The organism is Streptomyces sp. NRRL B-24484, assembly GCF_000717715.1.
GTDB lineage: Bacteria > Actinomycetota > Actinomycetes > Streptomycetales > Streptomycetaceae > Kitasatospora.
On sequence record NZ_JOAI01000020.1, the window covers coordinates 1 to 23,195 of the forward strand.

A 23,195-nucleotide genomic window follows, 5' to 3' on the forward strand; every position below is an offset into this window, starting at 1 on the left:
ACTGCAGGGGGGACCCTGTGGGAGAGTAGGACGCCGCCGAACAATTCTTCTGAGAAGCCCCGCCCGGGGACACCGGGCGGGGCTTCTCGCATTTCCGGGCCGGTTCTTCGCGTGCACGTGTGTGTCGGCGGTACGACAGGTTTCTTGCAGACCTGGAACATTCGTTGACCCGGGAACGGGCCGGCTGGAACGCTGAGAGCGTGAGCCAAGCCGAGAGCCTCGTAGGGCGTCTGCACGTCGATCTCCGACGTCATGCCAGCGCCATCTGTGCCGCCTGCCGTTGACGGGCAGGCCCGCCACCGCGCCATGACGGCGCGCCGCCTCGCCGGCCTCACCTGAGCCTCCTGCCGCACTCCGGCACACCCGGGCTCCGCTCGCCCGACCGTTCCTCCGGCCTTCGTGCCGGCCGTGGTCTTCCACTCGAACTCCCCGTGCCACCGCTCTCCCGTGACGGGCTCTTGCGCGCTGTCCTGCCGTTCGCCGGCGCCGTGCTGCCCGCTTCCCGGAGGAGGGTGTGCCGCCCTTCCCGCAAAGGACCTCCGCCATGCCCGCCACCTCCCGTCGCCAGTTCCTCGCGCTCGCCGCCGTGGGGGTCGCCGCCGCTGCCTGCGGCCGGGCCACCGCCTCCTCCGGTTCCGGATCCGAGACCAAGAAGCTCAGATACCAGGGCTGGGCGGGGCAGGTGACCCTGCCCGAACTCGCCGAGGACCTCGGCTACTTCGGCGATGTGAAGCTCGAATGGGTCGGCAACACCATCAGCGGCCCGCAGGACATCCAGTCCGCGGCGACCGGTCAGATCGACTTCGGCGGCGCCTTCAACGGCGCGGTGGTGAAGCTGATCGCGGCCGGTGCCCCGGTGAAGGCGGTGATCAGCTACTACGGCGTCGACGAGGCCGCGTACAACGGCTTCTACGTGTTGCAGGACAGTCCGATCCGCTCCGCCCGCGACCTGATCGGCAAGAAGGTCGGGATGAACACCCTGGGCGCGCACAGCGAGGCGATCCTCGACATCTACCTGCAGCGCAACGGGCTCTCGCCGGCGGAGATCGCCAAGGTCGAGCCGATCGTGGTGCCGCCGGTGAACACCGACCAGTCCGTGCGCCAGAAGCAGATCGAGGTCGGCGTGCTGGGCGGCGTCCTGCGCGACAAGGCCCTGGCGGCCGGCGGGATCCGCCCGCTGTTCAGCGACTACGACCTGCTGGGCAGGTTCAGCGCCGGAACGTACGTCGTCACCGACCGCTTCCTCAAGCAGAACCCGAACACCGCGCGGACCTTCGTCACCGGTGTGGCCAAGGCGATCGAGTGGACGAGGACCACGCCCCGGGAGGAGGTCGTGGCCCGCAGCGTCGAGATCGTGAAGAAGCGCGGCCGCAACGAGGACACCGCGGCCCTGAAGTACTGGAAGTCCGCGGGCGTGGCGGAGACCGGCGGCCGGATCACCGACGAGGAGTTCAAGATCTGGATCGACTGGCTGGTGGCGCACGGCGACATCAAGGCCGGCCAGGTGAAGCCCGGCGACCTCTACACCAACGAGTTCAACGGCTACCCCGCGACCGCAGCGACGGCCGTGAGCCCCTCCCCGAGCAGGAGTTGAGCGATGAGCGCCGACATCTCCTTCCGTTCCGTCAGCAAGGTCTTCCAGGTCCGAGGCGAGGGCGCCTTCACCGCCGTGGACGGGGTGGACCTCGACATCGCCGCCGGTGAGTTCGCCGTGCTCGTCGGGCCCAGCGGCTGCGGCAAGTCCACCCTGCTCGACCTGCTGGGCGGGCTCACCGAGCCCACCTCCGGCGAGATCCTGCTGAACGGCCGCCCCGTCGCCGGGCCCGGCCCCGACCGCTCCACCGTCTTCCAGCAGTACGCGCTGCTGCCCTGGCGCACCGCGCAGGGCAACGTCGAGTTCGGCCTGGAGTCGATCGGCGTGCCGAGACGCCAACGTGCCGCCCGCGCACGGGAGTACCTGGCGCTGGTGGGCCTCACCGGCTTCGAGGACCGGCACCCGCACGAGCTGTCCGGCGGCATGAAGCAGCGGGTCGCGATCGCCCGCAGCCTCGCGTACGACCCCGAGGTGCTGCTGATGGACGAGCCGTTCGCGGCGCTCGACGCGCAGACCCGCGAGTCGCTGCAGGACGAGCTGCGGCGGATCTGGCAGCGGACCGGCAAGACCGTCGTCTTCATCACCCACGGCATCGAGGAGGCGGTCTACCTCGGCGGGCGGGTGGCCGTGCTCACCTCCCGCCCGGGCCGGGTCAAGCAGGTCGTCCCGATCGACCTCGGCGACCGGAGCGCCGCCCAGGACCTGCGCTCCAGCCCGGAGTTCGCCCGCTACCGGCACGAGATCTGGAGCCTGCTGCACGACGAGGTCAGCCGCGCCCAGCAGTTGGAGAGAGAGGTCAGCGCCGCATGAGCACCGACGTCCGCCCGTCCGCCCCGCCCGTCCTCACCACGCCCAGGCCGTCGGCCGCCGGGACGCCCGCCGCACGGCCCCGGGATGCCGGTCGAAGTACGCGCCGCCCGTCCCGGCTGCCCCGCCTGCTGCTGACCGGTCTCACCAAGACCGTCGCGATCGCCGCCCTGCTCGCGGTGTGGGAGGCCGCCCCGCGGCTGGACCTCGTCGACCCGACCTTCCTGCCGCCGTTCAGCCAGGTCGTCGACGCCTGGTTCGGGCTGCTCGACAGCGGCCAGCTCGCCACCAACACCCAGGCCAGCCTGACCCGTTCGCTCAGCGGCTTCGGTCTCGCCGTCGCCCTCGGGGTGCCGCTCGGCCTGCTGATCGGCTGGTACCGGCCGATCGCCAACCTGCTCGGCCCGGTGCTCGAACTCTTCCGGAACACCGCCGCGTTGGCGCTGCTGCCGGTGTTCGTGCTGATCCTCGGGATCGGGGAGACGTCCAAGATCTCCATCGTGCTGTACGCGTGCATCTGGCCCGTGCTGCTGAACACCATCAGCGCCGTCCGCACCGTCGACCCGACCCTGCTGCGGCTCGCCCGTTCACTCGACCTGTCGCCGTTCCGGCTCTTCCAGAAGGTGATCCTGCCGGCCTCCGTGCCGACCGTGTTCACCGGGATCCGGCTGGCCGGCGCGGTCTCCATCCTCGTCCTGGTCGCCGCCGAGATGGTCGGCGCCAAGGCCGGACTCGGCTACCTGATCAACGCCTCGCAGTTCAACTTCGCCATCCCGCAGATGTACGCGGGCATCGTCACCATCTCCGTGATCGGCGTGCTCTTCAACCAGCTGCTGGTCGTCCTGGAGCGCCGCTTCACCGCCTGGCGCGCACCGGTGGGGGGCTGACGGATGGACGAGACCCTCGAACTGACCACGGACGTCCTGGTGGTGGGCGGCGGCCCGGCCGCCACCTGGGCCGCGCTCGACGCGGCCCGGGCCGGCGCCGATGTCGTCCTCGCCGACAAGGGCTACTGCGGCACCAGCGGCGCAACCGCCGCCGGTGGCACCGGAGTCTGGTACGTGCAGCCCGACCCGGCAGCCCGGGAGGCCGCCATGGCGAGCCGCGAGGGCCTCGGCGGCCACCTCGCCGACCGCGGCTGGATGGCCCGTGTCCTCGACCGCACCTACGCCAACATCAACGAGCTGGCGGAGACCGGCGGATACCCCTTCCCGACCGCGCCCGACGGCCGGCAGCCGCGCAACGGACTGCAGGGCCCGGAGTACATGCGCCGGATGCGGATCAGGAGCCGTCGCGCCGGGGTCCGGATCCTCGACCACAGCCCGGTCACCGAACTCCTCACCGCCGCCGACGGCTCGGTCGCCGGAGCGGCCGGCCACCGCCGGCAGGCCGGGCACCCCTACCGGGTGCGGGCCGGCGCGGTCGTCCTCGCCACCGGCGGCTGCGCCTTCCTCAGCGGGGCCCTCGGCACCGACACCGACACCGGCGACGGCGCCCTCTACGCGGCCGAGGTCGGCGCCGAACTCTCCGGCATGGAGTTCTCCAACGCGTACGGCATCGCGCCCGAGCACACCTCCGTCACCAAGACCGCCTTCTACTCCTTCGCCACCTTCTACCGGGAGGACGGCAGCGTGCTGGAGTGCGCCGCCAGCCAGGGCGGCCGCTCGGTGATCGCCCGCGAACTGCTCGGCGCCAAGGTGTACTGCACCCTCGACCGGGCCGACCCCGCCGCCTGGCAGGCGATGCGGCTCGCCCAGCCGAACTTCTTCCTCACCTTCGACCGGCTCGGCATCGACCCGTTCACCCAGCGGTTCGCGATCACCCTGCTCGCCGAGGGCACCGTCCGCGGCACCGGCGGCATCCGGATCGCCGGCGAGGACTGCCGCACCACCGTGCCCGGCCTGTACGCGGCCGGCGACGCCGCCACCCGCGAGGAGATCTGCGGCGGCTTCACCGGCGGCGGCAGCCACAACGCGGCCTGGGCGATGTCCTCGGGCAGCTGGGCCGGCACCGGCGCCGCGCGGTACGCCCTCGGGCCCGGCCGCGCCGCCCGCACCGGGCCGGTGCGGGCCGCGGGCGGCGCCGGACTGCGGCCGACCGGCGGCGGCAGCGCCGACCACCGCGAGGTGATCGCCGCCGTCCAGGGCGAGGTCCTGCCATACGACAAGAACTACCTGCGGCAGGGCGACACCCTCGGCAGTTCGCTCCGGGTGCTCGACGACGCCTGGCGGCAGCTGCGCGCGGGCCTGCGCGGCGAGGGCCGCGACGCGATCCGAGCCCGGCAGGCCGCCGCGCTCGCCGCCAACGCCCGCTGGATGTACCGCTCGGCGCTCGCCCGCACCGAGAGCCGCGGCATGGCCCGCCGACTTGACTTCCCCGACCAGGACCCGGCCCAGCACCACCGGATCGCGACCGGCGGCCTGGACGAGGTCTGGACCCGCCCCGTGAAGGAGCCCGCGTGAAGGAGCCCGTGTGATCGAACTCGTCTCCGCCGCCCGCTGCATCGCCTGCGACAAGTGCATCAAGGTCTGTCCCACCGACGTCTTCGACCGGGGCGCGGACGGCGTCCCCGTGATCGCCCGGCAGGGCGACTGCCAGACCTGCTTCCACTGCGAGGCCAACTGCCCCGTCGACGCCCTGTACGTCGACCCGCGCACCCGGCCGCAGCCCGTCCCGCACGACGAGGACGACCTCGCCGACGCCGGACTGCTCGGCAGCTACCGGGCCCGGATCGGCTGGGGCCACGGCCGGACCCCCGGGGCGCTGCAGGCCATCGGTCCCGCCTTCGGGACCGCCCCCATCACCTCCTGAACTCCCGACCCGCACCACGAAGAGGAGCACACCCATGACCGCGTTCGAGCTCCACAAGGTCGGCGGCCGGATCGGCGCCGAGATCAGCGGCATCGACCTGTCGCAGCCGCTCGACGAGCCGACCGTCACCGCCCTCAACGACGCCCTCGTCGCCCACAAGGCGCTGTTCTTCCGCGGACAGCACCTCGACGACCCGGGCCAGACCCGGTTCGCCGGCCACTTCGGCCCGCTCACCACCGCCCACCCGACCGTGCCCTCGCTGGACGGCCAGCCCAGCGTCCTCGCCGTCGACAGCGAGGACGGCGGCCGCGCCAACCAGTGGCACACCGACGTCACCTTCGTCCGCACCCCGCCCAAGGCGTCCACGCTGCGCAGCCTGGTCGTCCCGCCCTACGGCGGCAACACCCTGATCGCCGACACCCAGGCCGCCTACCGGGACCTCCCCGAGCAGCTGCGGGAGTTCGCCGACCGGCTGTGGGCCGTCCACACCAACGACTACGACTACGCGCAGGGCAAGGAGCTCGACGACGCCGAGGCCGAGCGTCGCGCCGTCTTCACCTCGCGCACCTACCGCACCGCCCACCCCGTGGTCCGCGTCCACCCCGAGTCCGGCGAACGCGGCCTGTTCGTCGGCGGGTTCGCCGAGCGCATCCTCGGCCTGCCCACCGGTGCCTCGCACGACCTGCTGCGCACCCTGCAGTCGTACGTCACCCGGCCGGAGAACGTGGTGCGCTGGCGCTGGTCGGTCGGCGACGTCGTGCTCTTCGACAACCGCTCCACCCAGCACTACGCGCCGGACGACTACGACGACCTGCCGCGCCGCCTGCACCGCGTCACCGTCGCCGGTGACGTCCCGGTCGGTGTCAGCGGCGAGCCCAGCTACATCGTGGAGGGCGACGACGCCGCGCACTACACCGGCTGAGCCGGGGCACCGAGCGGCACCGCACCGGCCGCGCCGCGGGCACACCGCCCGCGGCGCGGCCGGGTGCGTTCACTTCCCCCAGACCTCCGCGACCTGTCCGGCGATCCGGCGGCCCTGGGCGAGGCCGGCCTCCGCGGCGGGCGTGCGGACGCCGGGGTCGAGCGGGTTCACACCGAACGCGGCCACGGACGCCTCGTCCGGGGTCACCGACAGCACCGCCGCGCCGCGCGCCTCCAAGGCGGCGACCTGCGCGGTCAGCGCCTCGTCCGGCAGGGGCGCCAGCACCAGCACCCGGCCGCCCTCGGCGAGATCGGCATTGGCCGAGCTGCGGACGCCGCCGTCCACGTACCGGGAGCCGCCCACCGAGACCGGCGGCCAGATCCCCGGGACGGCGCAGCTCGCCGCGACCGCATCGACCAGGCCCACCCCGGCCGTCCGGTCGATCAGCACCTCCTCGGCCGTGCCGGCGTCCACCGCCACCAGGGTGAGCGACCAGACCGGCCAGTCGTGCTGCGGCAGCCGCGCGGCGATCACCTCGCGGCGGGCGGGCTCGGAGACCGTCTCGGCGGCCAGTGCCATCTCGCAGACGGAGCGGCGGAGTTCCGCCGGGTCGACGGTCTCCTCGACGAGCTTCCCCCAGGCCGCGGTCAGCGCGGCGACGGCCGCCGGGTCAGGGGTCAACTCGGCGTTCTGCAGGGCGGATTCACTCTGCCTACGGTAGAGCTCGGTGAGCGGCAGCCCGCTCGCCAGCTGACCCGCCACGGTGGAGCCCGCCGACGTCCCCACCACCTGGTCCGCCGTGCCGGCCACGGCGACGCCCTCCGCCTCGAACCCGGCCAACAACCCGGTCAGCCAGGCGATCCCCGCCACACCGCCCCCGCCGAGCACCAATGACTTCCGGTCCGTCATCCCCGCCTCCTCGTCCGTGGGAGCGGGGCATGGGTGCCGCACTCCGAGGATGCCAACGGGCGGAAGTGGGCGGGGTGTTCCGTACCGGGAGCACGCGCCGTGCCGGAGGTGGTCATACCGCAGGGGCACGTGGGGGTACCCCACGTGCCCCTGGGTTCCTCCCCGCGCGGGGGCGGGGTCAGGCCGCGGTGGACCAGCGGCCGGTGGGGCGGGGGAGGCCGTAGTGCTCGCGGAGGGTGCGGCCCGCGTAGCCCTCGCGGAAGAGGCCGCGCTTGCGGAGGATCGGCAGCACCTGCTCGACGAAGTCGGTGAGGCCGTCGGGCAGGATCGGCGGCATCACGTTGAAGCCGTCCGCGGCGCCCCGGGTGAACCAGGTCTCGATGTGGTCGGCGATCTGTTCGGGGGTGCCGACGGCGACCTGGTGGCCGCGGCCGCCGCCGAGCCGGCCGATCAGCTGCCGCAGGGTGAGGCCGTCCCGTTCGGCGAGGTCGCGGACGAGCTCGAAGCGGCTCTTGGCGCCGTTGATCGCCTGAACCGGCGGCAGCGGCGGCAGCGGGGCGTCCAGCGGGTGGTCGGTGAGGTCGACGCCGAGGACGCCGGAGAGCACGGAGACGGCCCGGGCGGGGCTGATCAGGGCGTCGAGCTCCTCGTCGAGGCGGCGGGCCTCGGCCTCGGTGGAGCCGATCACGGGGACGACACCGGGCAGGACCTTCACGTGCTGCGGGTCGCGTCCCGCGGCGGCGGCCCGCCGCTTGAGGTCGGCGTAGAAGGACTGCCCCTCCTCCAGGGTCTGCTGCGCCGTGAAGACGGCCTCCGCCCGGCGGGCGGCGAAGGCGCGGCCGCTGCCGGACGAGCCGGCCTGCACGAGCAGCGGGTGGCCCTGCGGGCTGCGCGGGATGTTGAGCGGCCCGCGGACGCGGAAGTGGGTGCCGGTGTGGTCGATCTCGTGCACCCGGTCGGGATCGGCGAAGGCGCCGGTGGAGCGGTCGAGCAGGAGGGCGCCGTCCTCCCAGCTGTCCCAGAGCGCGGTGACGACGTCGAGGAACTCGTCGGCCCGTTCGTAGCGGAGGGCGTGCTCCTGGTTGGCGTCGCGTCCGAAGTTCTGGGCGGCGCGGTCGCCGGCCGAGGTGACGATGTTCCAGCCGGCCCGGCCCCGGCTGATGTGGTCGAGCGAGGCGAACTGCCGGGCGAGGTTGTAGGGCTCGGAGAATCCGGTGGAGACCGTGCCGATGAGGCCGATCCGCTCGGTGACCACCGCGAGCGCGGTGAGCAGGGTGAACGGTTCGAAGTGGCTGATCAGGCCCCAGCCGCCGTCCGAGCGGGCCTCGACACCGTCGGCGAGGAAGACGGAGTCGAAGGAGGCCGCCTCGGCCTGCCGGGCGAGGTCCTGGAAGTGGCCGATGTCGGCGGCCTGCGCCGGGTCGGTCCGGGGGTGGCGCCAGGCGGCCTCGTGGTGGCCGACGCCCATGAGGAAGAGGTTGAAGTGCAGCTGGCGGTCGTTCTCGGGCATGGCGGAGGGCTCCGGCTCGGAGAAGGGGACGAGGGGTCACCGCCATCCTCGGGGCGGCCCGGCGGGCGGACAACGATTCGTCGGCCCGGCGGAATTAATGCCCCGTTGACGGCCCGTTCGTACGGGTGGGAACGCTGGTCGGGCACTGGTCACGGCCCCGGGCGGAGCCGCCCGGCAGGGGTCAGGACGCCCGGGCGGTGCGCAGTTCCATCGGCCGCCGGTACGCGCTGTCGAGGACGCCCGCGCAGGCGGCGACGGCCAGCAGGTCCAGGCCGAAGGAGCCCGCGGCGACCAGCTGTCCGGGTTCCGGCCGGGCGCGGGCGAGCACCTGCTCGTGCAGGACGCCCGCGAGGTGCGGGGAGACGGCGAGTCCGGCCTCGCTGACCACCAGCACCTCCGGGTTGAGCACGTCGAGCAGCAGGGCGGCGGCGGGGGCGATCAGCCGCAGCCGTTCCTCGAAGAGCTCCAGGGCGTCGGCCCGGCCGGCGGCGGCGCGGGTGAGCAGCAGGTCGAGGTCGGGCTGCGGGACGATGCCGAGCCGGTGGGCGCGACGGACCAGGGCGCGGTCGGAGACGGTCGCCTGGAGGCAACCGGTGCGGCCGCAGGGGCAGGGCTCGGCGGAGCCGGGGACCGGCAGGTGTCCGATGTCGCCGGCCCGGGAGCGCCGCCCCTGCAGGACGCCGCCGCCGGTGGCGATCGCGGCGTCGACGACGTTGCCGACGAAGAGCTGGACGAGGTCGGTGGCGTCGCGGCCGGCGCCGAAGAGGAGTTCGGCCCGGGCGAGGGCGCGGGCGTGCCCGTCGACGTGCACGGGCAGCCGGGTGACTCCGGCGAGCAGGTCGCGGACGGGGACGTCCTGCCAGCCGAGCGGGGCGTGCTCGACGACGACGCCGCGTTCGGAGTCGACCCAGCCGCCGGTGACCACGCCCACGCCGAGCAGGGAGCGTCCGGCGGCGCGGCGGGCGGTGAAGGAGGGCAGGTGGGTGCGGATCGCGCGCAGGACGGCGGTGGCGTCGCCGTGGCGGGGGAGGCGTTCGTGGGCGACGACCCGGCCGCGCAGGTCGAGCAGGGCGAAGGTGATCCACGGCACGCCGATGTGGACGCCGCAGGCGAGGTGGTGGCGGGTGTCGATGTCGAGCGGCAGCCGGGGTCTGCCGGCCCGCGGCGGTCCGTCGGCCGGCGGCAGTTCGCGCAGCAGGCCGAGGGAGACGAGGTCGGTGGTGTGCCGGGAGACGGCGGCGGCGCTGAGGCCGGTGGCCCGCCCGAGCGCCGGGCGGGTCAGTGCGCCGCGCGCCAGGACGGTGCGCAGCACGGCCCCGGCACCGCCGCCCTCGGCGGGCTGGGGGGCTCGGCCGAACGCGGGGGAGGCGACCAGGGAGAGCATGCGGTCGATGGTCGCAGCGGGGTGTTGCACGGGCGTGGCGGCGACGTGAAGCGGTGGCCGGGCCGCCGTCCTGCGGGTGCACCGGCGCGCACGGCAGCGCGGCGCCGACCGGATGCGCCGGAACCGCGCTCGCCGACCACCGGTCGCCGGTCCCGGTCGGTCCCGGTCGGTCCCGGGTGGCCGCGGACCGGCCGTTCCGCCGGTGCGGCGGTCCGGTGTGACCTGCGGCCCTGCCGCAGGGGCCCCGCCACCCGGTAGCCTTTCCGACATGAGTGGTGACATCCGCAGCGACCAGCCGCAGGGCCGCTTCCGACGCATGCTCAACCGGCTGACCTCCTCCACCGAGGAACTGGAGGCCGAGGAGCTGCGCCAGGACACCGCAGAGTCGGGATGCACCCCGATCGCCAGCTGCGGGGACCGTGAAGTGGTCACCGTGGCCGGGACCCTGCGCACCGTGACGATCCGCCCGCGGGCGGGCGTGCCGGCCCTGGAGGCCGAACTCTTCGACGGCAGTGACGCGCTGGACGTGGTCTGGCTCGGCCGCCGCTCGATCGTGGGCATAGAACCGGGCCGGCGGCTCATCGCCTCCGGCCGGGTCAGCCATGCACGCGGGCGCCGCGTGCTGTTCAACCCCCGCTACGAGCTGCGTCCGGTCGGACACGGGAGCGAATCAGCGTGAGCAACCTTCCCGGCGGCGAGTCCGCCGCCCGCACCGCCGACCTGCCCACCGGGATCGAGCCCGCCGTGGCGCACGACCCGGTGCCCGCACCCGGCACGGCGGCGCACGACGCGGCGGCCTCCAAGGAGGCCGCCGAGACGGTGATCAAGGCCTTCGGCGGCGTCCGTGGCATGATCGACATGACCCTGCCGGGCCTGGTCTTCATCGTCGTCTTCAACCTGACGCACCAGGTCGCCCCCGCCGCGTGGTCGGCGCTCGGCCTGAGCGGGCTCTTCGTGGTCGTCCGGCTGGCGAAGCGGGAGACCATCCAGCACGCGTTCAGCGGCGTCTTCGGCGTCGCGATCGGTGCCTGGATCTCGATGAAGACCGGCAAGGCGGAGAACTTCTACCTGCCCGGCCTGCTCTACAGCGTGGGCTACTGCGTGGCGCTGGCGGTGTCCGCGCTGGTCCGCTGGCCGCTGATCGGTGTGATGCTCGGCCCGATCACCGGCGAGATGTTCACCTGGCGCACCCGGAACCCGGGCCGGCTCGCCGCGTACACCAAGGCGACCTGGGCCTGGGTGGTGATCATGGGCATCAAGCCGGTGATCCTCTTCCCGCTGTACTTCACCGGGAACGTCAACCTGCTCGGCTGGATGAAGGTCGCGCTCGGCATCCCGCCGATGCTGCTGGCGATGTACGTGACCTGGCAGATCCTGCTGAAGGCGCCGCCGCCGATCAAGGCGGAGACGGACACGGAGTGACGAGAAGGGGCCGCACCCGCCGGGTGCGGCCCCTTCTCCTCGCCCGGGTGTGCGCTACTGGGCGCCGGAGCCCGCGGACAGCAGGTTCTCCAGCTCCTCCTCGCGCTCCTGGGCGGCCACGAACAGCAGCTCGTCGCCGGCCTCCAGGGTGTCCTGCTTGCCCGGCACCAGCACCCGGCCCTCGCGGATGATCGTGACCAGGGCGGTGTCCACCGGCCAGGGCACCTCCGCGACCCGGGTGCCGACCAGCTCGGTGTCGGCGGCGAGGGTCAGCTCGACCAGGTTGGCGTTGCCCTGGCTGAAGCGCATCAGCCGGACGAGGTCGCCGACGCTGACGGCCTCCTCGACCAGGGCCGACATCAGGCGCGGGGTGGAGACGGCGACGTCAACGCCCCACGACTCGTTGAAGAGCCACTCGTTCTTCGGGTTGTTGACCCGGGCGACCACCCGCGGCACGCCGTACTCGGTCTTCGCGAGCAGCGACACGACCAGGTTCACCTTGTCGTCGCCGGTGGCGGCGATCACCACGTGGCAGCGCTGCAGGGCGGCCTCGTCCAGCGAGGTGATCTCGCAGGCGTCGGCGAGCAGCCACTCGGCCATCGGCACGCGCTCGACCGAGATGGAGTTCGGGTTCTTGTCGATGAGGAGGACGTCGTGACCGTTCTCCAGCAGCTCGCCCGCGATCGAGCGGCCGACCGCACCGGCCCCGGCAATGGCGACGCGCATCAGTGACCACCCTCCTCGGGGCCCTTCGCGAACGCGGCCTCGACCGCGTCCAGCTCGCTCCGGCGCAGGGTGACGTGCACCAGGTCGCCCTCCTGGACGACCATCTGCGGCTCGGGCAGCACGCCCTCGCCGAGCCGGGTGACGAACGCCACCCGGACGCCCGCTGCCTCCTCCATGGCGCTCAGCCGGTGCCCGACCCAGCTCGGGGCGTAGGCGATCTCGGCGAGCTGGATGCTGCCGCTCGGGTCCTGCCACAGCGGCTCGGCGCCGCTCGGCAGCAGCCGGCGCAGCATCTGGTCGGCCGTCCAGCGGACGGTGGCCACGGTCGGGATGCCGAGCCGCTGGTAGACCTCGGCACGGCGGGGGTCGTAGATCCGGGCGGCGACGTGCTCGACGCCGAAGTTCTCGCGGGCGACCCGCGCCGCGATGATGTTGGAGTTGTCACCGCTGGAGACGGCGGCGAAGGCGCCCGCCTCCTCGATGCCCGCCTCCCGCAGGGTGTCCTGGTCGAAGCCGACGCCCGTCACCCTCCGGCCGTTGAACCCGGCGCCGAGACGGCGGAACGCCGTCGGGTCCTGATCCACCACGGCCACCGAGTGACCCTGTTTCTCCAGGGCTCTCGCGAGGGCCGAGCCCACGCGTCCGCAGCCCATGATGACGATGTGCACGGGACGCTACCTCACCCGGTCCGTTGGGGTCATGACCTGCGCAAACACCGCTCATCATCCTTCCACACCCCCGCATTCCGGGGGTGGATCGTCGTCGGCGCCTTCGACCTCGGCACCTGGGGCAACCAGGGTGTTGCCCGCAATCCCTTCATCCGACACGCTAGCCGGTCCGCCGAACACAGTCTCGACGGAGGGGGCACCGGTCGTCGGAGCACATGTCGGCAGCCCCTACGATTCCTTGATGTGCCTATGCCTGCCGATCTCCCGAAACGCATCCTGATCGGGCGAGCGCTCCGCAGCGACAAGCTGGGGGAGACGCTCCTGCCCAAGCGGATCGCGCTGCCCGTGTTCGCCTCGGACGCGCTGTCCTCCGTCGCCTACGCCCCCGAGGAGATCCTCCTCACGCTCTCCATCGCCGGGGCCTCGGCGATCCACTTCTCCTGGCAGATCGGCCTCGTCGTGGCCATCGTGATGCTCGCGGTGGTCGCCTCGTACCGGCAGAACGTGCACGCCTACCCGAGCGGCGGCGGCGACTACGAGGTCGCCACCGTCAACCACGGCCCGAACTCCGGCCTGGTCGTGGCGAGCGCCCTGCTCGTCGACTACGTGCTGACCGTCGCCGTGTCCACCACCTCCGGCGTCGCCAACGTGGTCTCCGCCGTCCCCGCGCTGCGCGGCCACGAACTGCCGCTGTCGGTCCTCGTGGTCATCCTGCTCATGGGCATGAACCTGCGCGGCGTCCGCGAGTCCGGCAGCGCCTTCGCCGTGCCCACCTACGCCTTCATGGCCGGTGTGATGGGCATGGTCGTCTGGGGCGCGATCCGCTCCGGCCTCGGCCAGACGATGAACGCCGAGAGCTCCGGCTTCCACCTGCAGGCCACCCCCGGCAACGACTCGCTGGCCGGCTTCGCGATGGTCTTCCTGCTGCTGAAGGCCTTCTCCTCCGGCTGTGCCGCGCTGACCGGTGTCGAGGCCATCTCCAACGGCGTCCCGGCCTTCCGCAAGCCCAAGAGCAAGAACGCCGCCACCACCCTGCTGATGATGGCCTCCGTCGCCGTCGTGATGTTCATGGGCATCATCTGGCTGGCCCGCCTCACCCACGTGCAGATGGCCGAGGACCCGGCCGAGCAGCTCGTCGGCGCCGGCGCCGGCTACCACCAGAAGACCGCGCTGGCCCAGATCAGCGAGGCCGTGTTCTCCAACTTCACGCCCGGCTTCTACTTCGTCGCCACCGTGACCGGCCTGATCCTGGTGCTCGCCGCCAACACCGCCTTCAACGGCTTCCCGGTGCTCGGCTCGATCCTCGCCCAGGACCGCTACCTGCCCCGCCAGCTGCACACCCGCGGCGACCGCCTGGCCTTCTCCAACGGCATCATCCTGCTGGCCGGCGTGGCGATCCTCTTCATCATCGCCTTCGACGCCGACCCGACCCGGCTGATCCAGCTCTACATCGTCGGCGTTTTCGTCTCCTTCAACATGAGCCAGTCCGGCATGATCCGGCACTGGACCCGCCTGCTGCGCACCGAGACCGACCCGAAGAAGCGCTCGCACATGCAGCGCAGCCGGGCCATCAACACCTTCGGCCTGGTGATGACCATGGCCGTGCTGATCGTCGTCCTCGCCACCAAGATCAGCCACGCCTGGATCGCCATCGCGACCATGGTCGTGCTCTTCGTGATGATGAAGGCGATCCGCCGCCACTACGAGCGGGTCTCCGCCGAGCTCGTCGCCGCCGAGGAGCCCGAGGACGTCGCCCCGCCGACCCGGGTGCACGCCATCGTCCTGGTCTCCAAGCTGCACAAGCCCGCCCTGCGCGCGCTCGCCTACGCCCGGCTGGCCCGGGCGCAGACCCTGGAGGCCGTCACCGTCAACGTCGACCCGGCCGACACCGAGGCGCTGCGCAAGGACTGGGACGCCCGCGGCATCGAGGTGCCGCTGAAGGTCCTCGACTCGCCGTTCCGCGAGATCACCGGCCCCGTCCTCGACTACGTCAAGAACCTGCGCCGCAGCAGCCCCCGCGACGTCGTCTCCGTCTACATCCCGGAGTACGTGGTCGGCCACTGGTACGAGCACCTGCTGCACAACCAGAGCGCGCTGCGCCTCAAGGGCCGCCTGCTGTTCAAGCCCGGCGTGATGGTGACGTCCGTACCCTGGCAGTTGGAGTCCTCCGAGCGGCGCAAGCCGCAGAAGGCCTGGTCGGCGCCGGGCGCCGTCCGCCGCGGCGAGCCCCGCCACCAGAGCGGGCGGCCGTTCGAGACCTCCGACACCACCCGGACCGGCAACAAGGACGGATCATCGTGACCCGCAACAACCCGCCCCGATCGGGCGGCTCCGCAGGCCGCTCCGGCCGCTCCGGCGGCCGCCCGGGCCAGGTGGCCCACCCCAAGTGGAGCAACCGCTCCGCCCGGCCGGCCGCCACCGACCGCGAGGGCTACACCGCCCAGACCGCGCCCCTCGCCCCGCGCGAGGAGGCGCCCGCGGACGAGCGGACCGCCCGCCAGGGCCGCGGCGCGGGCGCGAAGGACCAGCCCGCGGGAGCCAAGGGCCGCGGGCCGGCCAAGCAGGGCGTCCGCCCGCCGAAGGCGCTGCGCACCGGCGAACCGAAGTCCGGCGCGGCGCCGAAGCGGGCGTCCAAGCCGTCGTCCAAGCCGTCGTCCGCGCCCAAGGCCGAGCAGAAGCCCAGGGTGCCGAGCGGCGACCCGCTGGTCGGCGAGCGCTACGAGGTCGAGGTCGGCCCGGTAGCGCACGGCGGCGGCCACTGCGTCGCCCGGCACGAGGGCCGGGTGCTGTTCGTCCGGCACACCCTGCCCGGCGAGCGCGTGATCGCGGAGATCACCGAGGGCACCACCACGTCCCGCTTCCTGCGCGCCGACGCGGTGGAGGTCCTGGAGCCCGCCAAGGAGCGCATCGAGGCGCCCTGCCCGTTCTCCGGCCCCGGCAAGTGCGGCGGCTGCGACTGGCAGCACGTCACGCCGGGCGGCCAGCGCAAGCTGAAGGGCCAGGTGCTCACCGAGCAGCTCGCCAAGCTCGCCGGGCTGACCCCGGCGGAGGCCGGCTGGGACGGCTCGGTGGAGCCGGTCGGCGGCAAGCTCCCGGCGGGCGAGGTCCCGGCCTGGCGCACCCGGGTCCAGTACACCGTCGACCCGGAGACCGGGCGGGCCGGGCTGCGCCGGCACCGCTCGCACGACGTCCAGCCGATCGACCGCTGCCTGATCGCCGCCGAGGGCGTCACCGAACTCGGCGTCGAGGCCCGGGAGTGGGACGGCGTGGCCGCCGTCGAGGCGGTCGCCGCGACCGGCTCCTCGGACCGCCAGGTCATCCTGCGGCCGCGTCCCGGCGAGCAGCTGCCGCTGGTCGAGCTCGACCGGCCGGTGTCCATCTCCCGGGTCGACGAGCAGGGCCTCTTCCACCGGGTGCACGGCCGCACCTTCGTCCGCGAGCGGGCGGTCGGCCGCACCTGGCGGGTCTCCGAGGGCGGCTTCTGGCAGATCCACCCGGAGGCGCCGGAGACCCTGGTCGAGGCGGTGCTGGAGGGCCTGGACCCGCAGTGGGGCGAGATGGCCCTCGACCTGTACTGCGGCGTCGGCCTGTTCGCCGGCGCGCTGGCCGACCGGGTCGGCGAGGAGGGCGCGGTGCTCGGCATCGAGTCCTCCAAGCAGTCCGTGGCCGACGCCCGGCACAACCTGGCCGCCCTGGAGAACGTACGGATCGAGTGCGACCGGGTCGAGACGCTGCTGCCGCGCACCGGCATCACCGCCACCGACCTGATCGTGCTCGACCCGCCGCGCTCCGGCGCCGGCCGCGAGACCGTCGCGCACCTGGTCGGCCTGGAGGCCCGCCGGATCGCGTACGTCGCCTGCGACCCGGCGGCGCTCGCCCGGGACCTGGCGTTCTTCCGCGCGGGCGGCTACCGGCCGGTCTCGCTGCGGGCCTTCGACCTGTTCCCGATGACCCATCACTTCGAGTGCGTGGCGATCCTGGAGCCGGTCGGCGAGGGCCACGGCGGGAACGAGTAGCCGCTGCCGCGGGCAGGAACCGCTGCGATCGGCGGTCCGGGGGCGGAGGGGCCCCCTCCTGCGGGGCGGGGCGGGGGGTCGCCCGGCACAACCTGGCCGCCCTGGAGAACGTACGGACGCGCCGGGCTGGTTTCCGGTGGGGCGCGAACGGACATCTGAGGGGGGCGGGCACGGCGAGGCGGCCGGAATGCGCCCTTGCTGTGCTAGCACCCCAGCGCTAGCTTGAATTCATGGCCAAGAAACAACTCAACGTCCGGGTGGACGCCACCACCGCCGAGATGGCCCGGGAACGGGCCGAGCAGCAGGGGATCAGCATGAACCAGTACATCGAACGGCTCGTCCAGCAGGACATGGGCGAGGCCGGACGCCTCTTCGTGGACACCGCGGCGCAGTTCATGAAGGAGTACGAGACGGCCTTCCTGGCCGAGTTCGGGGAGCCGGGCGCCCAGGATGTGCGCCGTTGAAGCTCGAGGTCGACCTCTCGTGGCTGCTCATGACCGCTGAGCAGTACACCCCGGGCGACCCCCAGGTCACCGACTACGGGTCGCTGCTGGCCGCGGTCGCCCGGCACCAGGCCGAGATCTTCGACATCGCCGTCTACCCCGAACCGCACGACCGGGCCGCGGCCCTGATGCACCAGCTGATCCGCATCCCCTCGCTGGAGCGGAACAACGAACTGTTCGCCACCGCCGTCGCCTACGCCTACCTGGTCGCCAGCGGCTGCAGCGTCGCCACCACCGCGCGCGAGGTCCGCAGCCTCGCCCGCGGCATCCGCGAGGGCAAGATCGGCGTCAGCGGGGTCGCCGAACGGCTCTCCGCCTGGGTCGTCGACGAGCCCGAGGAGGAGGAGGTCAGCGGCGAGGACGACGAGGACGACACCGACTGACACCTCGGGCGCCACCGACTGACGCGCCGGGCGCCACCGGCCGACTCGTTAGGCTTGGGCCCCACCCCCGAGCCCGACGAGGAACGCCACGTTGCTGCAGGACATCGAGCCCCACCTGGCCTGCCCGCACTGCGCGCAGCACCTCGCCCTCGACGGCCGGACCCTGCGCTGCCCCGCCGGGCACAGCTTCGACCAGGCCCGGCAGGGCTACGTCAGCCTGCTCCCCGGCGACGCGCACACCGGCACCGGCGACACCGCCGAGATGGTCGCCGCCCGCAGCGACTTCCTCGCCGCCGGCCACTACCTGCCCGTCGCCGAGGCGCTCGCCGACGCCGCCGCGGCCGCCCCCGGGGACCTCTCCGACGGCCTGGTCGCCGACCTCGGCGCCGGCACCGGCCACTACCTCGCGCACGTCCTCGACCGCCTCGACGGCCCGGCCGGCGCCGCCCTCGACATCTCCAAGTACGCCCTGCGCCGCGCCGCCAAGGCCCACCCCCGGATCGGCGCCGTGGTCTGCGACGCCTGGCGCCCGCTGCCCCTGCTGGACGGCTGCGCCGACCTCGTCCTCAACGTCTTCGCCCCGCGCAACGGCCCCGAGATCCGCCGCGTGCTGCGCCCCGGCGGACGCCTGCTGCTGGTCGCACCGACCCCCCGCCACCTGCGCGAACTCGTCTCCGGGCTCGGCCTGCTGTCGGTGGACGAGGAGAAGGAGCGCCGCATCGACGAGAAGCTCAGCCCCTGGCTGGGCCTGGTCGACCGCACCGAGGTGGAGTTCACCCTGCACCTGTCCCGCGCGGACGCCGCCGCGGTCGTCGGCATGGGCCCCAACGCCTGGCACACCGACCCCGCCCGGCTCGCCGCCGCACTCGCCGACCTGCCCGAGCCGGTCGAGGTCACCGGCTCCGTGCTGCTCGCGGTGTACGGCTGACGCACCGTCGGGGTGGGGCGGCTCGGTTGTTCGGGCGGGTGGTGCTCGGCGGTGGTTCGGTCGTGAGGGGTGGTGTTCGGCGGTCGTTCGAGCGGGGCCGGGGTGGCCCGGCCGGGCGGTGCGCGTGGACCCGCCGAGGAGGCGGTGGGGGCGGTGTGCGAATGCTGAGCCGTTCGTGTGAACCGGCCCGAGCAGGGACGTTTCGTCTGGCCCCCCGGCCGCTAAGGTCCCCCGGGTGACCAGCGAAGCCGCCGCTCCCGCAGCCCCGATCGCCCGTCCCACCCGCCGTCCCGCGGTCGAGGAACTCCGGCTGACCTCCTTCAAGTCGTACCGCCGCACCACCCTGCCGCTCTCCCCGCTGACCGTGCTGCACGGCCCGTCCGGCGTCGGCAAGTCGAACGCGCTGGACGCCCTGGCGGTGCTCTCCCGGCTGGCGATCGGCGAGGAGATCGGGCCGTCCCTGGACGGCGTCGGCGGGACCGTCGGCCCGCTCGCCGGGCCGGTGCGCGGCGGCCTGATGGGCTGCGTCCCGCACGGCCGCAACGCGATCATCCTCGGCTGCACCGTCCGCTCCTGCGCCGGACCGATCCGGCTGGAGCTGGTCGTCCGCACCGACGGCCGCGTCCGGGTCGCCCGGGAGTGGCTGACCCTCGCGGGCGAGACCCTGGTCGAGACCGGCGAACAGGACATCGCCCAGGGCCGGGTCAACGTCACCTGGCACAACGACACCCGGCAGGGCGACATCCGCGCGCCCTTCCCCAGCGACAGCCTGATCACCGCTCAGATCCCGCTCCGGGTGGCCGGCTCCTCGCCGGGCGAACGCAAGGTGCTCGCCGCCACCGAACAGCTGCTCACCGCCCTGCGCGAGGTCTTCCCGCTGCACCCGGTGCCCGCCGCGATGCGCAGCTGGACCAGGCCCGAACCGCAGGCCAGACTGGTCGGCACCGCCTCCAACATCTCCGCCGTGCTCGCCCGGCTGGAGAACGAGTGCAGCCGCCGCTACGGGCGTCTGCTCAAGGCCGTCCAGGCCGCGGCACCCCACCCGCTGCTCGGGCTGGAGGTCGCCCGCCGCGGCGACGACGCCCAGCAGCGGCTGATGGCCGTCTTCGACGAGGGCGTGCTCGGCCGCACCGGCGCCGACCAGGCCTCCGACGGGATGCTGCGGCTGCTCGCGTTCGCGGCGGTGCTGCTCACCGGGGCCGGTGTGCTGGACGTGGACGCCGCGGCCGAGGTGCCCTCCGCCCACCGGCAGCTGACCGTCCTCGCCGAGGACCTGGGCGCCGGGCTGGGCACCGAGCAGGTCGCCTCGCTGCTGCGGGTCGCCCGCGAGGTCTGCGACAAGGGGGACGTCCGGCTGCTGGCGGCACTGCAGGAGCCGGCCGCCACCGCCGAGGTGGAGGGACTGGACCTGGTCGAGTGCCGGCGCGACCCGGCCACCGGCCACAGCGTGCTCGTCCTGCCGGACCGGACGCCGCGGGTCCCGCAACAGGCCGGGAGGGGCGACGCCGATGGGGTAGACCTGGGGGCGTGAGCGACAACGACGACCACGCCCGCGGCCTCTCGGCCGACCTTCCCGTGGACCTCCCCGTAGACCTCCCCGCGGACGGCCCTGTGGAGCCTCCCGCCGACCGTGCGGCTCCCGGCCGCGGCGGGTCCGGCCGGCCTGCGCCCGACCGCGGACCGGCGGCGGGCGAGGACGCGCTGGTCCGGCTGACCCGGCGTCTCGACGCGTTCGCGGCGGCGCGGAGCTGGCAGCCGTACCACACGCCGAAGAACCTGGCCGCGGCGCTCAGCGTGGAGGCCGGCGAGCTGCTGGAGATCTTCCAGTGGCTGACGCCGGAACAGGCGGACGCGGTGATGACCGACCCGGACCGGGCCCACCGGGTCCGGGACGAGGTGGCCGACGTGCTGGCGTACCTGCTGCAGTTCTGCAGCGTGCTGGGCGTGGACCCGGCCGAGGCACTGGCGGCCAAGATCGAGCGGAATGAGGAGCGGTTCCCGGTGCCCGGGCGGGGGACGGGTGCGGGCGGGGAGGCGGACCCGGGCGGGGGTGCGGCTGTGGATCAGTCCGTGGATTCGTCGGACGATCGGACCGGCTGAGTCCCCTGTTCGGGGTGATTCGTCCCCCGTGCGGGTGAGGCCGGTTGTCCACAGGGGCGGGTTGTCCACAGGTTCGCGGTGGGTGGCCGAGGCGGACGGGGCCGGCCAGCACGCTTGCGTCGAGACACACCGTCGGCAACGGCGGTCCGATGCGAGCGAGGGGAGCGGCGGTCATGGACGCGCTGCGACTGATCAAGACGACCCGGCACGCGCTGGCCGAGGCCAGGACGGCACAGGACGTGCTGCTGGAGGCCCGTCAGGCCGGGCTGCTCACCGAGGCCGTCGGCGCGCGGATCGCGGAGCAGGACTCGGGTGAGATCGGTGCCCTCGGCCAACTGCTCTGCGACGCGGGCTCGCACGCGGCGGGCTGCCTCGACGATCCGCCGACCGTGCCCGACACCCTCGACTCCCTGGACGCATTCGGCCCGCCCGGCACGGACTGGTCCGGCGGCCGGGCGCGGCGCCTGGACGACCTCGGCGAGCTCGACCCCGTCCTCTGCGAACTCTGCTTCCTGCTGCACGAGGTGGCCGAGGCGCTCGTCGTGCTCGCCTGCGGGGCCGACGCGGAGAGCGTCTACTGGCGCTGCATCGACGGGGTGGACGCCGGCGCCGACTGCAAGGAGGTGGCGGCCGACCTGCTCCGCGCCGTCCGCCGGGAGAACGGGCTCCCGCCGCCCGAGGAGGACGGACCGGAGTACCTCGACGAGGGCGTCCCGGAGGCTCTGCCGGCGCGTCCGGCGGCCCCGACGGCCGACCCGCTGTCGGTCGACGCACTGTCGGTCGACGCACTGCCGGGCCCGCTGCCGGTGACGTCGGGTCCGAGCGCTGCTCCTGAGGACCCGGCGGAGCGGATCGGTCCGCTGCTCTCCGTCCGCCTCGGCCCGCCGGTCGCTGCCGGTGCCGCTGCCGCTGCCGGTGTCGGTGTCGGGGTCGGCGCGGGTGCCGGAGCGGTGGGTCAGCCGTGAGCGTCCGGCAGGCCGGCCTCGTCGTCCGACGCGTCGTCCCGGCCGGCGGAGGAGCGCAGATCGGCGCCGAGCCCGGCCAGGCTGGCGCTCACGGTCGCCAGCAACTCCTCCATCTGCTGCAGCAGGTCCTTCGAGGCCTCGGCCGCGGGCAGATCGTGCGCGAGGTGCTCGGACGCGTTGCCGGACGCGTCGTCGGACGCGTCGCGGATCGACTCGGGCAGGGAGTCGGACAGGGGATCGGACATGGGGGTGCCCTTCCAGCTCGACGGTGCGGAGTGCGGCGTCCGGTACCGGCGCCGCCCGTCCAACGACCCCCGCCCGCGGGCGGTCACCGGGGACCACCCGTTGAGGTCCAAGAGCGCCGCCGGGTCAGCCCCGCGGGTGAGCGCGGCTTGCGGCCCGGGTCCGGCCTCGGCCAGGCCCGATGCCGACGCAGCCCTCGAACGCCGGCGGGCCCGGGCCGCGTACGCAGAGGTACGCCGCCCGGGCCCGCCCGGAGCACAGGGGATCAGTTGTGCGCGTGCAGCTCCGCGTTCAGGCCGCCCCACGAGCCGGACCGCGCGATGACCTCGACGGCGCCGCTCTGCGAGTTGCGGCGGAACAGCAGGTTGTCCTGGCCGGACAGCTCGACCGCCTTGGCGATCTTGCCGTCCGGGGTGGTCACCCGGGTGCCGGCGGTCACGTACAGACCGGCCTCCACCACGCAGTCGTTGCCCAGCGCGATGCCGATGCCGGCGTTGGCACCGAGCAGGCAGCGCTCGCCGACCGACACGACCTGCTTGCCGCCGCCGGACAGCGTGCCCATGATCGAGGCGCCGCCACCGATGTCGCTGTGGTCGCCGACCACGACACCGGCGCTGATCCGGCCCTCCACCATCGAGGTGCCCAGCGTGCCGGCGTTGAAGTTGACGAAGCCCTCGTGCATCACGGTGGTGCCCTCGGCGAGGTGCGCGCCGAGCCGGACGCGGTCCGCGTGGGCGATCCGCACGCCGGTGGGGACGACGTAGTCGGTCATCCGCGGGAACTTATCCACGCCGTAGACGGCCAGCTGACCGCCCTGCGCGCGGACCGCCAGGCGGGCCTGCTCCACGTTGGCCACCGGCACCGGGCCGATGCTCGTCCAGGCGACGTTGGCGAGCAGACCGAAGATGCCGTCCAGGCTCTGCCCGTGCGGCTCGACCAGACGGTGGCTCAGCAGGTGCAGACGCAGGTAGGCGTCGTGCGCGTCGAGCGGCTTGTCGTCCAGGGAGGAGACGGTGGTGCGCACGGCGACGACCTCGACGCCGCGGCGGGCGTCGCTGCGCAGCGCCTCGGCCGCGCCGGCACCGAGCGCGGCCTCGGCCTGCTCGGCGGTCAGCCGGACGGTGCCCGCCGGGCCGGGCTCGGCCGTCAGCTCGGGCGCGGGGAACCAGGTGTCCAGGACGGTGCCGTCGGCGGCGATGGTCGCCAGGCCGGCCGCGACGGCGCCACGTGCGGGGGAGGAGGTTTCAGCAGTCACATCGTGCACGTTAACGAATCGGGGGTGGCCGTGCCGAACGCGCTCACCG

Annotated in this window: 24 protein-coding genes; 17 read left to right on the forward strand and 7 right to left on the reverse strand. The window is 73.6% G+C overall.

The features are described from left to right. The first annotated feature begins 200 nt into the window (after positions 1-200). The 7 genes from IE98_RS52615 (at position 201) to IE98_RS0119000 (ending at position 6,134) form a co-directional block, all read left to right on the forward strand. A complete protein-coding gene (locus IE98_RS52615) occupies positions 201-284 on the forward strand; it encodes a putative leader peptide (RefSeq protein ID WP_359984401.1) in 84 nt (27 codons plus the stop codon). A gap of 260 nt (positions 285-544) precedes the next feature. Continuing rightward, positions 545-1,594 (forward strand): ABC transporter substrate-binding protein, encoded by a 1,050-nt coding sequence (locus IE98_RS0118975; protein ID WP_043174570.1) that lies wholly within the window; start codon positions 545-547, stop codon positions 1,592-1,594. Positions 1,595-1,597: 3 nt separating this feature from the next. After that, positions 1,598-2,404 (forward strand): ABC transporter ATP-binding protein, encoded by an 807-nt coding sequence (locus IE98_RS0118980; RefSeq protein ID WP_030270421.1) that lies wholly within the window; start codon positions 1,598-1,600, stop codon positions 2,402-2,404. Then, positions 2,401-3,288 carry an ABC transporter permease gene (locus IE98_RS0118985; protein ID WP_052390691.1) on the forward strand — a complete coding sequence of 296 codons (888 nt, stop codon included), beginning with the start codon at positions 2,401-2,403 and terminating at the stop codon, positions 3,286-3,288. Before IE98_RS0118980 ends, IE98_RS0118985 begins: the two co-directional genes overlap by 4 nt. Before the next feature lie 3 nt (positions 3,289-3,291). Further along, positions 3,292-4,863, forward strand: coding sequence for an FAD-binding protein (locus IE98_RS0118990; RefSeq protein ID WP_030270424.1), 1,572 nt, complete (start codon positions 3,292-3,294; stop codon positions 4,861-4,863). Positions 4,864-4,873: 10 nt separating this feature from the next. After that, complete coding sequence (locus tag IE98_RS48055; protein WP_030270425.1) at positions 4,874-5,212, forward strand: 4Fe-4S dicluster domain-containing protein; 339 nt, start codon at positions 4,874-4,876, stop codon at positions 5,210-5,212. A gap of 34 nt (positions 5,213-5,246) precedes the next feature. After that, positions 5,247-6,134 carry a TauD/TfdA dioxygenase family protein gene (locus tag IE98_RS0119000; protein WP_030270426.1) on the forward strand — a complete coding sequence of 296 codons (888 nt, stop codon included), beginning with the start codon at positions 5,247-5,249 and terminating at the stop codon, positions 6,132-6,134. Between the two features lie 69 nt (positions 6,135-6,203). Here IE98_RS0119000 and IE98_RS0119005 read toward each other — a convergent pair whose 3' ends face one another. From IE98_RS0119005 to IE98_RS0119015, 3 genes are all read right to left on the reverse strand, one after another. Further along, complete coding sequence (locus IE98_RS0119005) at positions 6,204-7,043, reverse strand: patatin-like phospholipase family protein (RefSeq protein WP_030270427.1); 840 nt, start codon at positions 7,041-7,043, stop codon at positions 6,204-6,206. A 178-nt stretch (positions 7,044-7,221) separates the two neighbouring features. Beyond that, complete coding sequence (locus IE98_RS0119010) at positions 7,222-8,553, reverse strand: LLM class flavin-dependent oxidoreductase (RefSeq protein WP_030270428.1); 1,332 nt, start codon at positions 8,551-8,553, stop codon at positions 7,222-7,224. 181 nt (positions 8,554-8,734) lie between these two features. After that, entirely contained in the window at positions 8,735-9,937 is a 1,203-nt protein-coding gene (locus IE98_RS0119015) for an ROK family transcriptional regulator (RefSeq protein ID WP_063748965.1), read from the reverse strand. Positions 9,938-10,205: 268 nt separating this feature from the next. Between IE98_RS0119015 and IE98_RS0119025 the strand changes: the two genes are divergently transcribed. Both IE98_RS0119025 and IE98_RS0119030 read left to right on the forward strand, forming a co-directional pair. Next, positions 10,206-10,616, forward strand: a complete 411-nt coding sequence (locus tag IE98_RS0119025) for an OB-fold nucleic acid binding domain-containing protein (protein WP_030270432.1) — start codon at positions 10,206-10,208, stop codon at positions 10,614-10,616. After that, the gene (locus IE98_RS0119030) at positions 10,613-11,359 is read left to right on the forward strand and encodes a DUF3159 domain-containing protein (protein WP_234443595.1); all 747 of its coding nucleotides are present in this window, start codon (positions 10,613-10,615) and stop codon (positions 11,357-11,359) included. Before IE98_RS0119025 ends, IE98_RS0119030 begins: the two co-directional genes overlap by 4 nt. Positions 11,360-11,413: 54 nt before the next feature. Here IE98_RS0119030 and IE98_RS0119035 read toward each other — a convergent pair whose 3' ends face one another. Then, the gene (locus IE98_RS0119035; RefSeq protein ID WP_030270436.1) at positions 11,414-12,085 is read right to left on the reverse strand and encodes a potassium channel family protein; all 672 of its coding nucleotides are present in this window, start codon (positions 12,083-12,085) and stop codon (positions 11,414-11,416) included. Further along, positions 12,085-12,753 (reverse strand): potassium channel family protein, encoded by a 669-nt coding sequence (locus IE98_RS0119040; protein WP_030270438.1) that lies wholly within the window; start codon positions 12,751-12,753, stop codon positions 12,085-12,087. The genes IE98_RS0119035 and IE98_RS0119040 overlap by 1 nt, the downstream gene beginning before the upstream one ends. Before the next feature lie 249 nt (positions 12,754-13,002). On the opposite strand from IE98_RS0119040, the gene IE98_RS0119045 reads away from it, so the two are divergent. The 8 genes from IE98_RS0119045 to IE98_RS0119080 all read left to right on the forward strand — a co-directional run bounded on the left by IE98_RS0119045 (position 13,003) and on the right by IE98_RS0119080 (position 21,648). Further along, positions 13,003-15,054, forward strand: coding sequence for an APC family permease (locus IE98_RS0119045; protein WP_030270439.1), 2,052 nt, complete (start codon positions 13,003-13,005; stop codon positions 15,052-15,054). A gap of 383 nt (positions 15,055-15,437) precedes the next feature. Beyond that, on the forward strand, positions 15,438-16,769 hold the full coding sequence (locus IE98_RS0119050) for a class I SAM-dependent RNA methyltransferase (protein ID WP_030270441.1): 1,332 nt from the start codon (positions 15,438-15,440) through the stop codon (positions 16,767-16,769). Positions 16,770-16,999: 230 nt separating this feature from the next. After that, a complete protein-coding gene (locus IE98_RS0119055) occupies positions 17,000-17,233 on the forward strand; it encodes a toxin-antitoxin system HicB family antitoxin (RefSeq protein ID WP_030270443.1) in 234 nt (77 codons plus the stop codon). Next, positions 17,230-17,655, forward strand: coding sequence for a hypothetical protein (locus IE98_RS0119060; protein ID WP_043174571.1), 426 nt, complete (start codon positions 17,230-17,232; stop codon positions 17,653-17,655). Before IE98_RS0119055 ends, IE98_RS0119060 begins: the two co-directional genes overlap by 4 nt. A 91-nt stretch (positions 17,656-17,746) precedes the next feature. Further along, complete coding sequence (locus IE98_RS0119065) at positions 17,747-18,583, forward strand: putative RNA methyltransferase (protein ID WP_030270447.1); 837 nt, start codon at positions 17,747-17,749, stop codon at positions 18,581-18,583. Positions 18,584-18,818: 235 nt separating this feature from the next. After that, positions 18,819-20,114 (forward strand): AAA family ATPase, encoded by a 1,296-nt coding sequence (locus IE98_RS0119070; RefSeq protein WP_052390692.1) that lies wholly within the window; start codon positions 18,819-18,821, stop codon positions 20,112-20,114. Between the two features lie 170 nt (positions 20,115-20,284). After that, positions 20,285-20,683: a nucleotide pyrophosphohydrolase gene (locus tag IE98_RS0119075; RefSeq protein WP_106976636.1), complete on the forward strand. Its 399-nt coding sequence runs from the start codon at positions 20,285-20,287 to the stop codon at positions 20,681-20,683. 173 nt (positions 20,684-20,856) lie between these two features. Continuing rightward, the gene (locus tag IE98_RS0119080; RefSeq protein WP_030270452.1) at positions 20,857-21,648 is read left to right on the forward strand and encodes a DUF6099 family protein; all 792 of its coding nucleotides are present in this window, start codon (positions 20,857-20,859) and stop codon (positions 21,646-21,648) included. On the opposite strand, the gene IE98_RS0119085 is transcribed toward IE98_RS0119080, so the two are convergent. Together IE98_RS0119085 and dapD are read right to left on the reverse strand one after the other, a co-directional pair. Further along, on the reverse strand, positions 21,639-21,893 hold the full coding sequence (locus IE98_RS0119085; protein ID WP_030270453.1) for a hypothetical protein: 255 nt from the start codon (positions 21,891-21,893) through the stop codon (positions 21,639-21,641). The two genes, IE98_RS0119080 and IE98_RS0119085, sit on opposite strands and share 10 nt — an antisense overlap. Positions 21,894-22,156: 263 nt before the next feature. Further along, positions 22,157-23,146 carry a 2,3,4,5-tetrahydropyridine-2,6-dicarboxylate N-succinyltransferase gene (gene dapD / locus IE98_RS0119090; RefSeq protein WP_030270455.1) on the reverse strand — a complete coding sequence of 330 codons (990 nt, stop codon included), beginning with the start codon at positions 23,144-23,146 and terminating at the stop codon, positions 22,157-22,159. Between the last annotated feature and the right edge of the window lie 49 nt (positions 23,147-23,195).

What these genes read in the sequence shown, in the direction of transcription:
- IE98_RS0119005 (WP_030270427.1), bottom strand. Translation starts at nt 7,043, where the DNA reads ATGACGGACCGGAAGTCATTGGTGCTCGGCGGGGGCGGTGTGGCGGGG.
- IE98_RS0119000 (WP_030270426.1), top strand. Translation starts at nt 5,247, where the DNA reads ATGACCGCGTTCGAGCTCCACAAGGTCGGCGGCCGGATCGGCGCCGAG.
- IE98_RS0118990 (WP_030270424.1), top strand. Translation starts at nt 3,292, where the DNA reads ATGGACGAGACCCTCGAACTGACCACGGACGTCCTGGTGGTGGGCGGC.
- IE98_RS0118975 (WP_043174570.1), top strand. Translation starts at nt 545, where the DNA reads ATGCCCGCCACCTCCCGTCGCCAGTTCCTCGCGCTCGCCGCCGTGGGG.
- IE98_RS0119085 (WP_030270453.1), bottom strand. Translation starts at nt 21,893, where the DNA reads ATGTCCGATCCCCTGTCCGACTCCCTGCCCGAGTCGATCCGCGACGCG.
- IE98_RS0119035 (WP_030270436.1), bottom strand. Translation starts at nt 12,085, where the DNA reads ATGCGCGTCGCCATTGCCGGGGCCGGTGCGGTCGGCCGCTCGATCGCG.
- IE98_RS0118985 (WP_052390691.1), top strand. Translation starts at nt 2,401, where the DNA reads ATGAGCACCGACGTCCGCCCGTCCGCCCCGCCCGTCCTCACCACGCCC.
- IE98_RS0119010 (WP_030270428.1), bottom strand. Translation starts at nt 8,553, where the DNA reads ATGCCCGAGAACGACCGCCAGCTGCACTTCAACCTCTTCCTCATGGGC.
- IE98_RS0118980 (WP_030270421.1), top strand. Translation starts at nt 1,598, where the DNA reads ATGAGCGCCGACATCTCCTTCCGTTCCGTCAGCAAGGTCTTCCAGGTC.
- IE98_RS0119015 (WP_063748965.1), bottom strand. Translation starts at nt 9,937, where the DNA reads ATGCTCTCCCTGGTCGCCTCCCCCGCGTTCGGCCGAGCCCCCCAGCCC.
- IE98_RS0119080 (WP_030270452.1), top strand. Translation starts at nt 20,857, where the DNA reads ATGGACGCGCTGCGACTGATCAAGACGACCCGGCACGCGCTGGCCGAG.
- IE98_RS0119055 (WP_030270443.1), top strand. Translation starts at nt 17,000, where the DNA reads ATGGCCAAGAAACAACTCAACGTCCGGGTGGACGCCACCACCGCCGAG.
- IE98_RS0119045 (WP_030270439.1), top strand. Translation starts at nt 13,003, where the DNA reads ATGCCTGCCGATCTCCCGAAACGCATCCTGATCGGGCGAGCGCTCCGC.
- IE98_RS0119025 (WP_030270432.1), top strand. Translation starts at nt 10,206, where the DNA reads ATGAGTGGTGACATCCGCAGCGACCAGCCGCAGGGCCGCTTCCGACGC.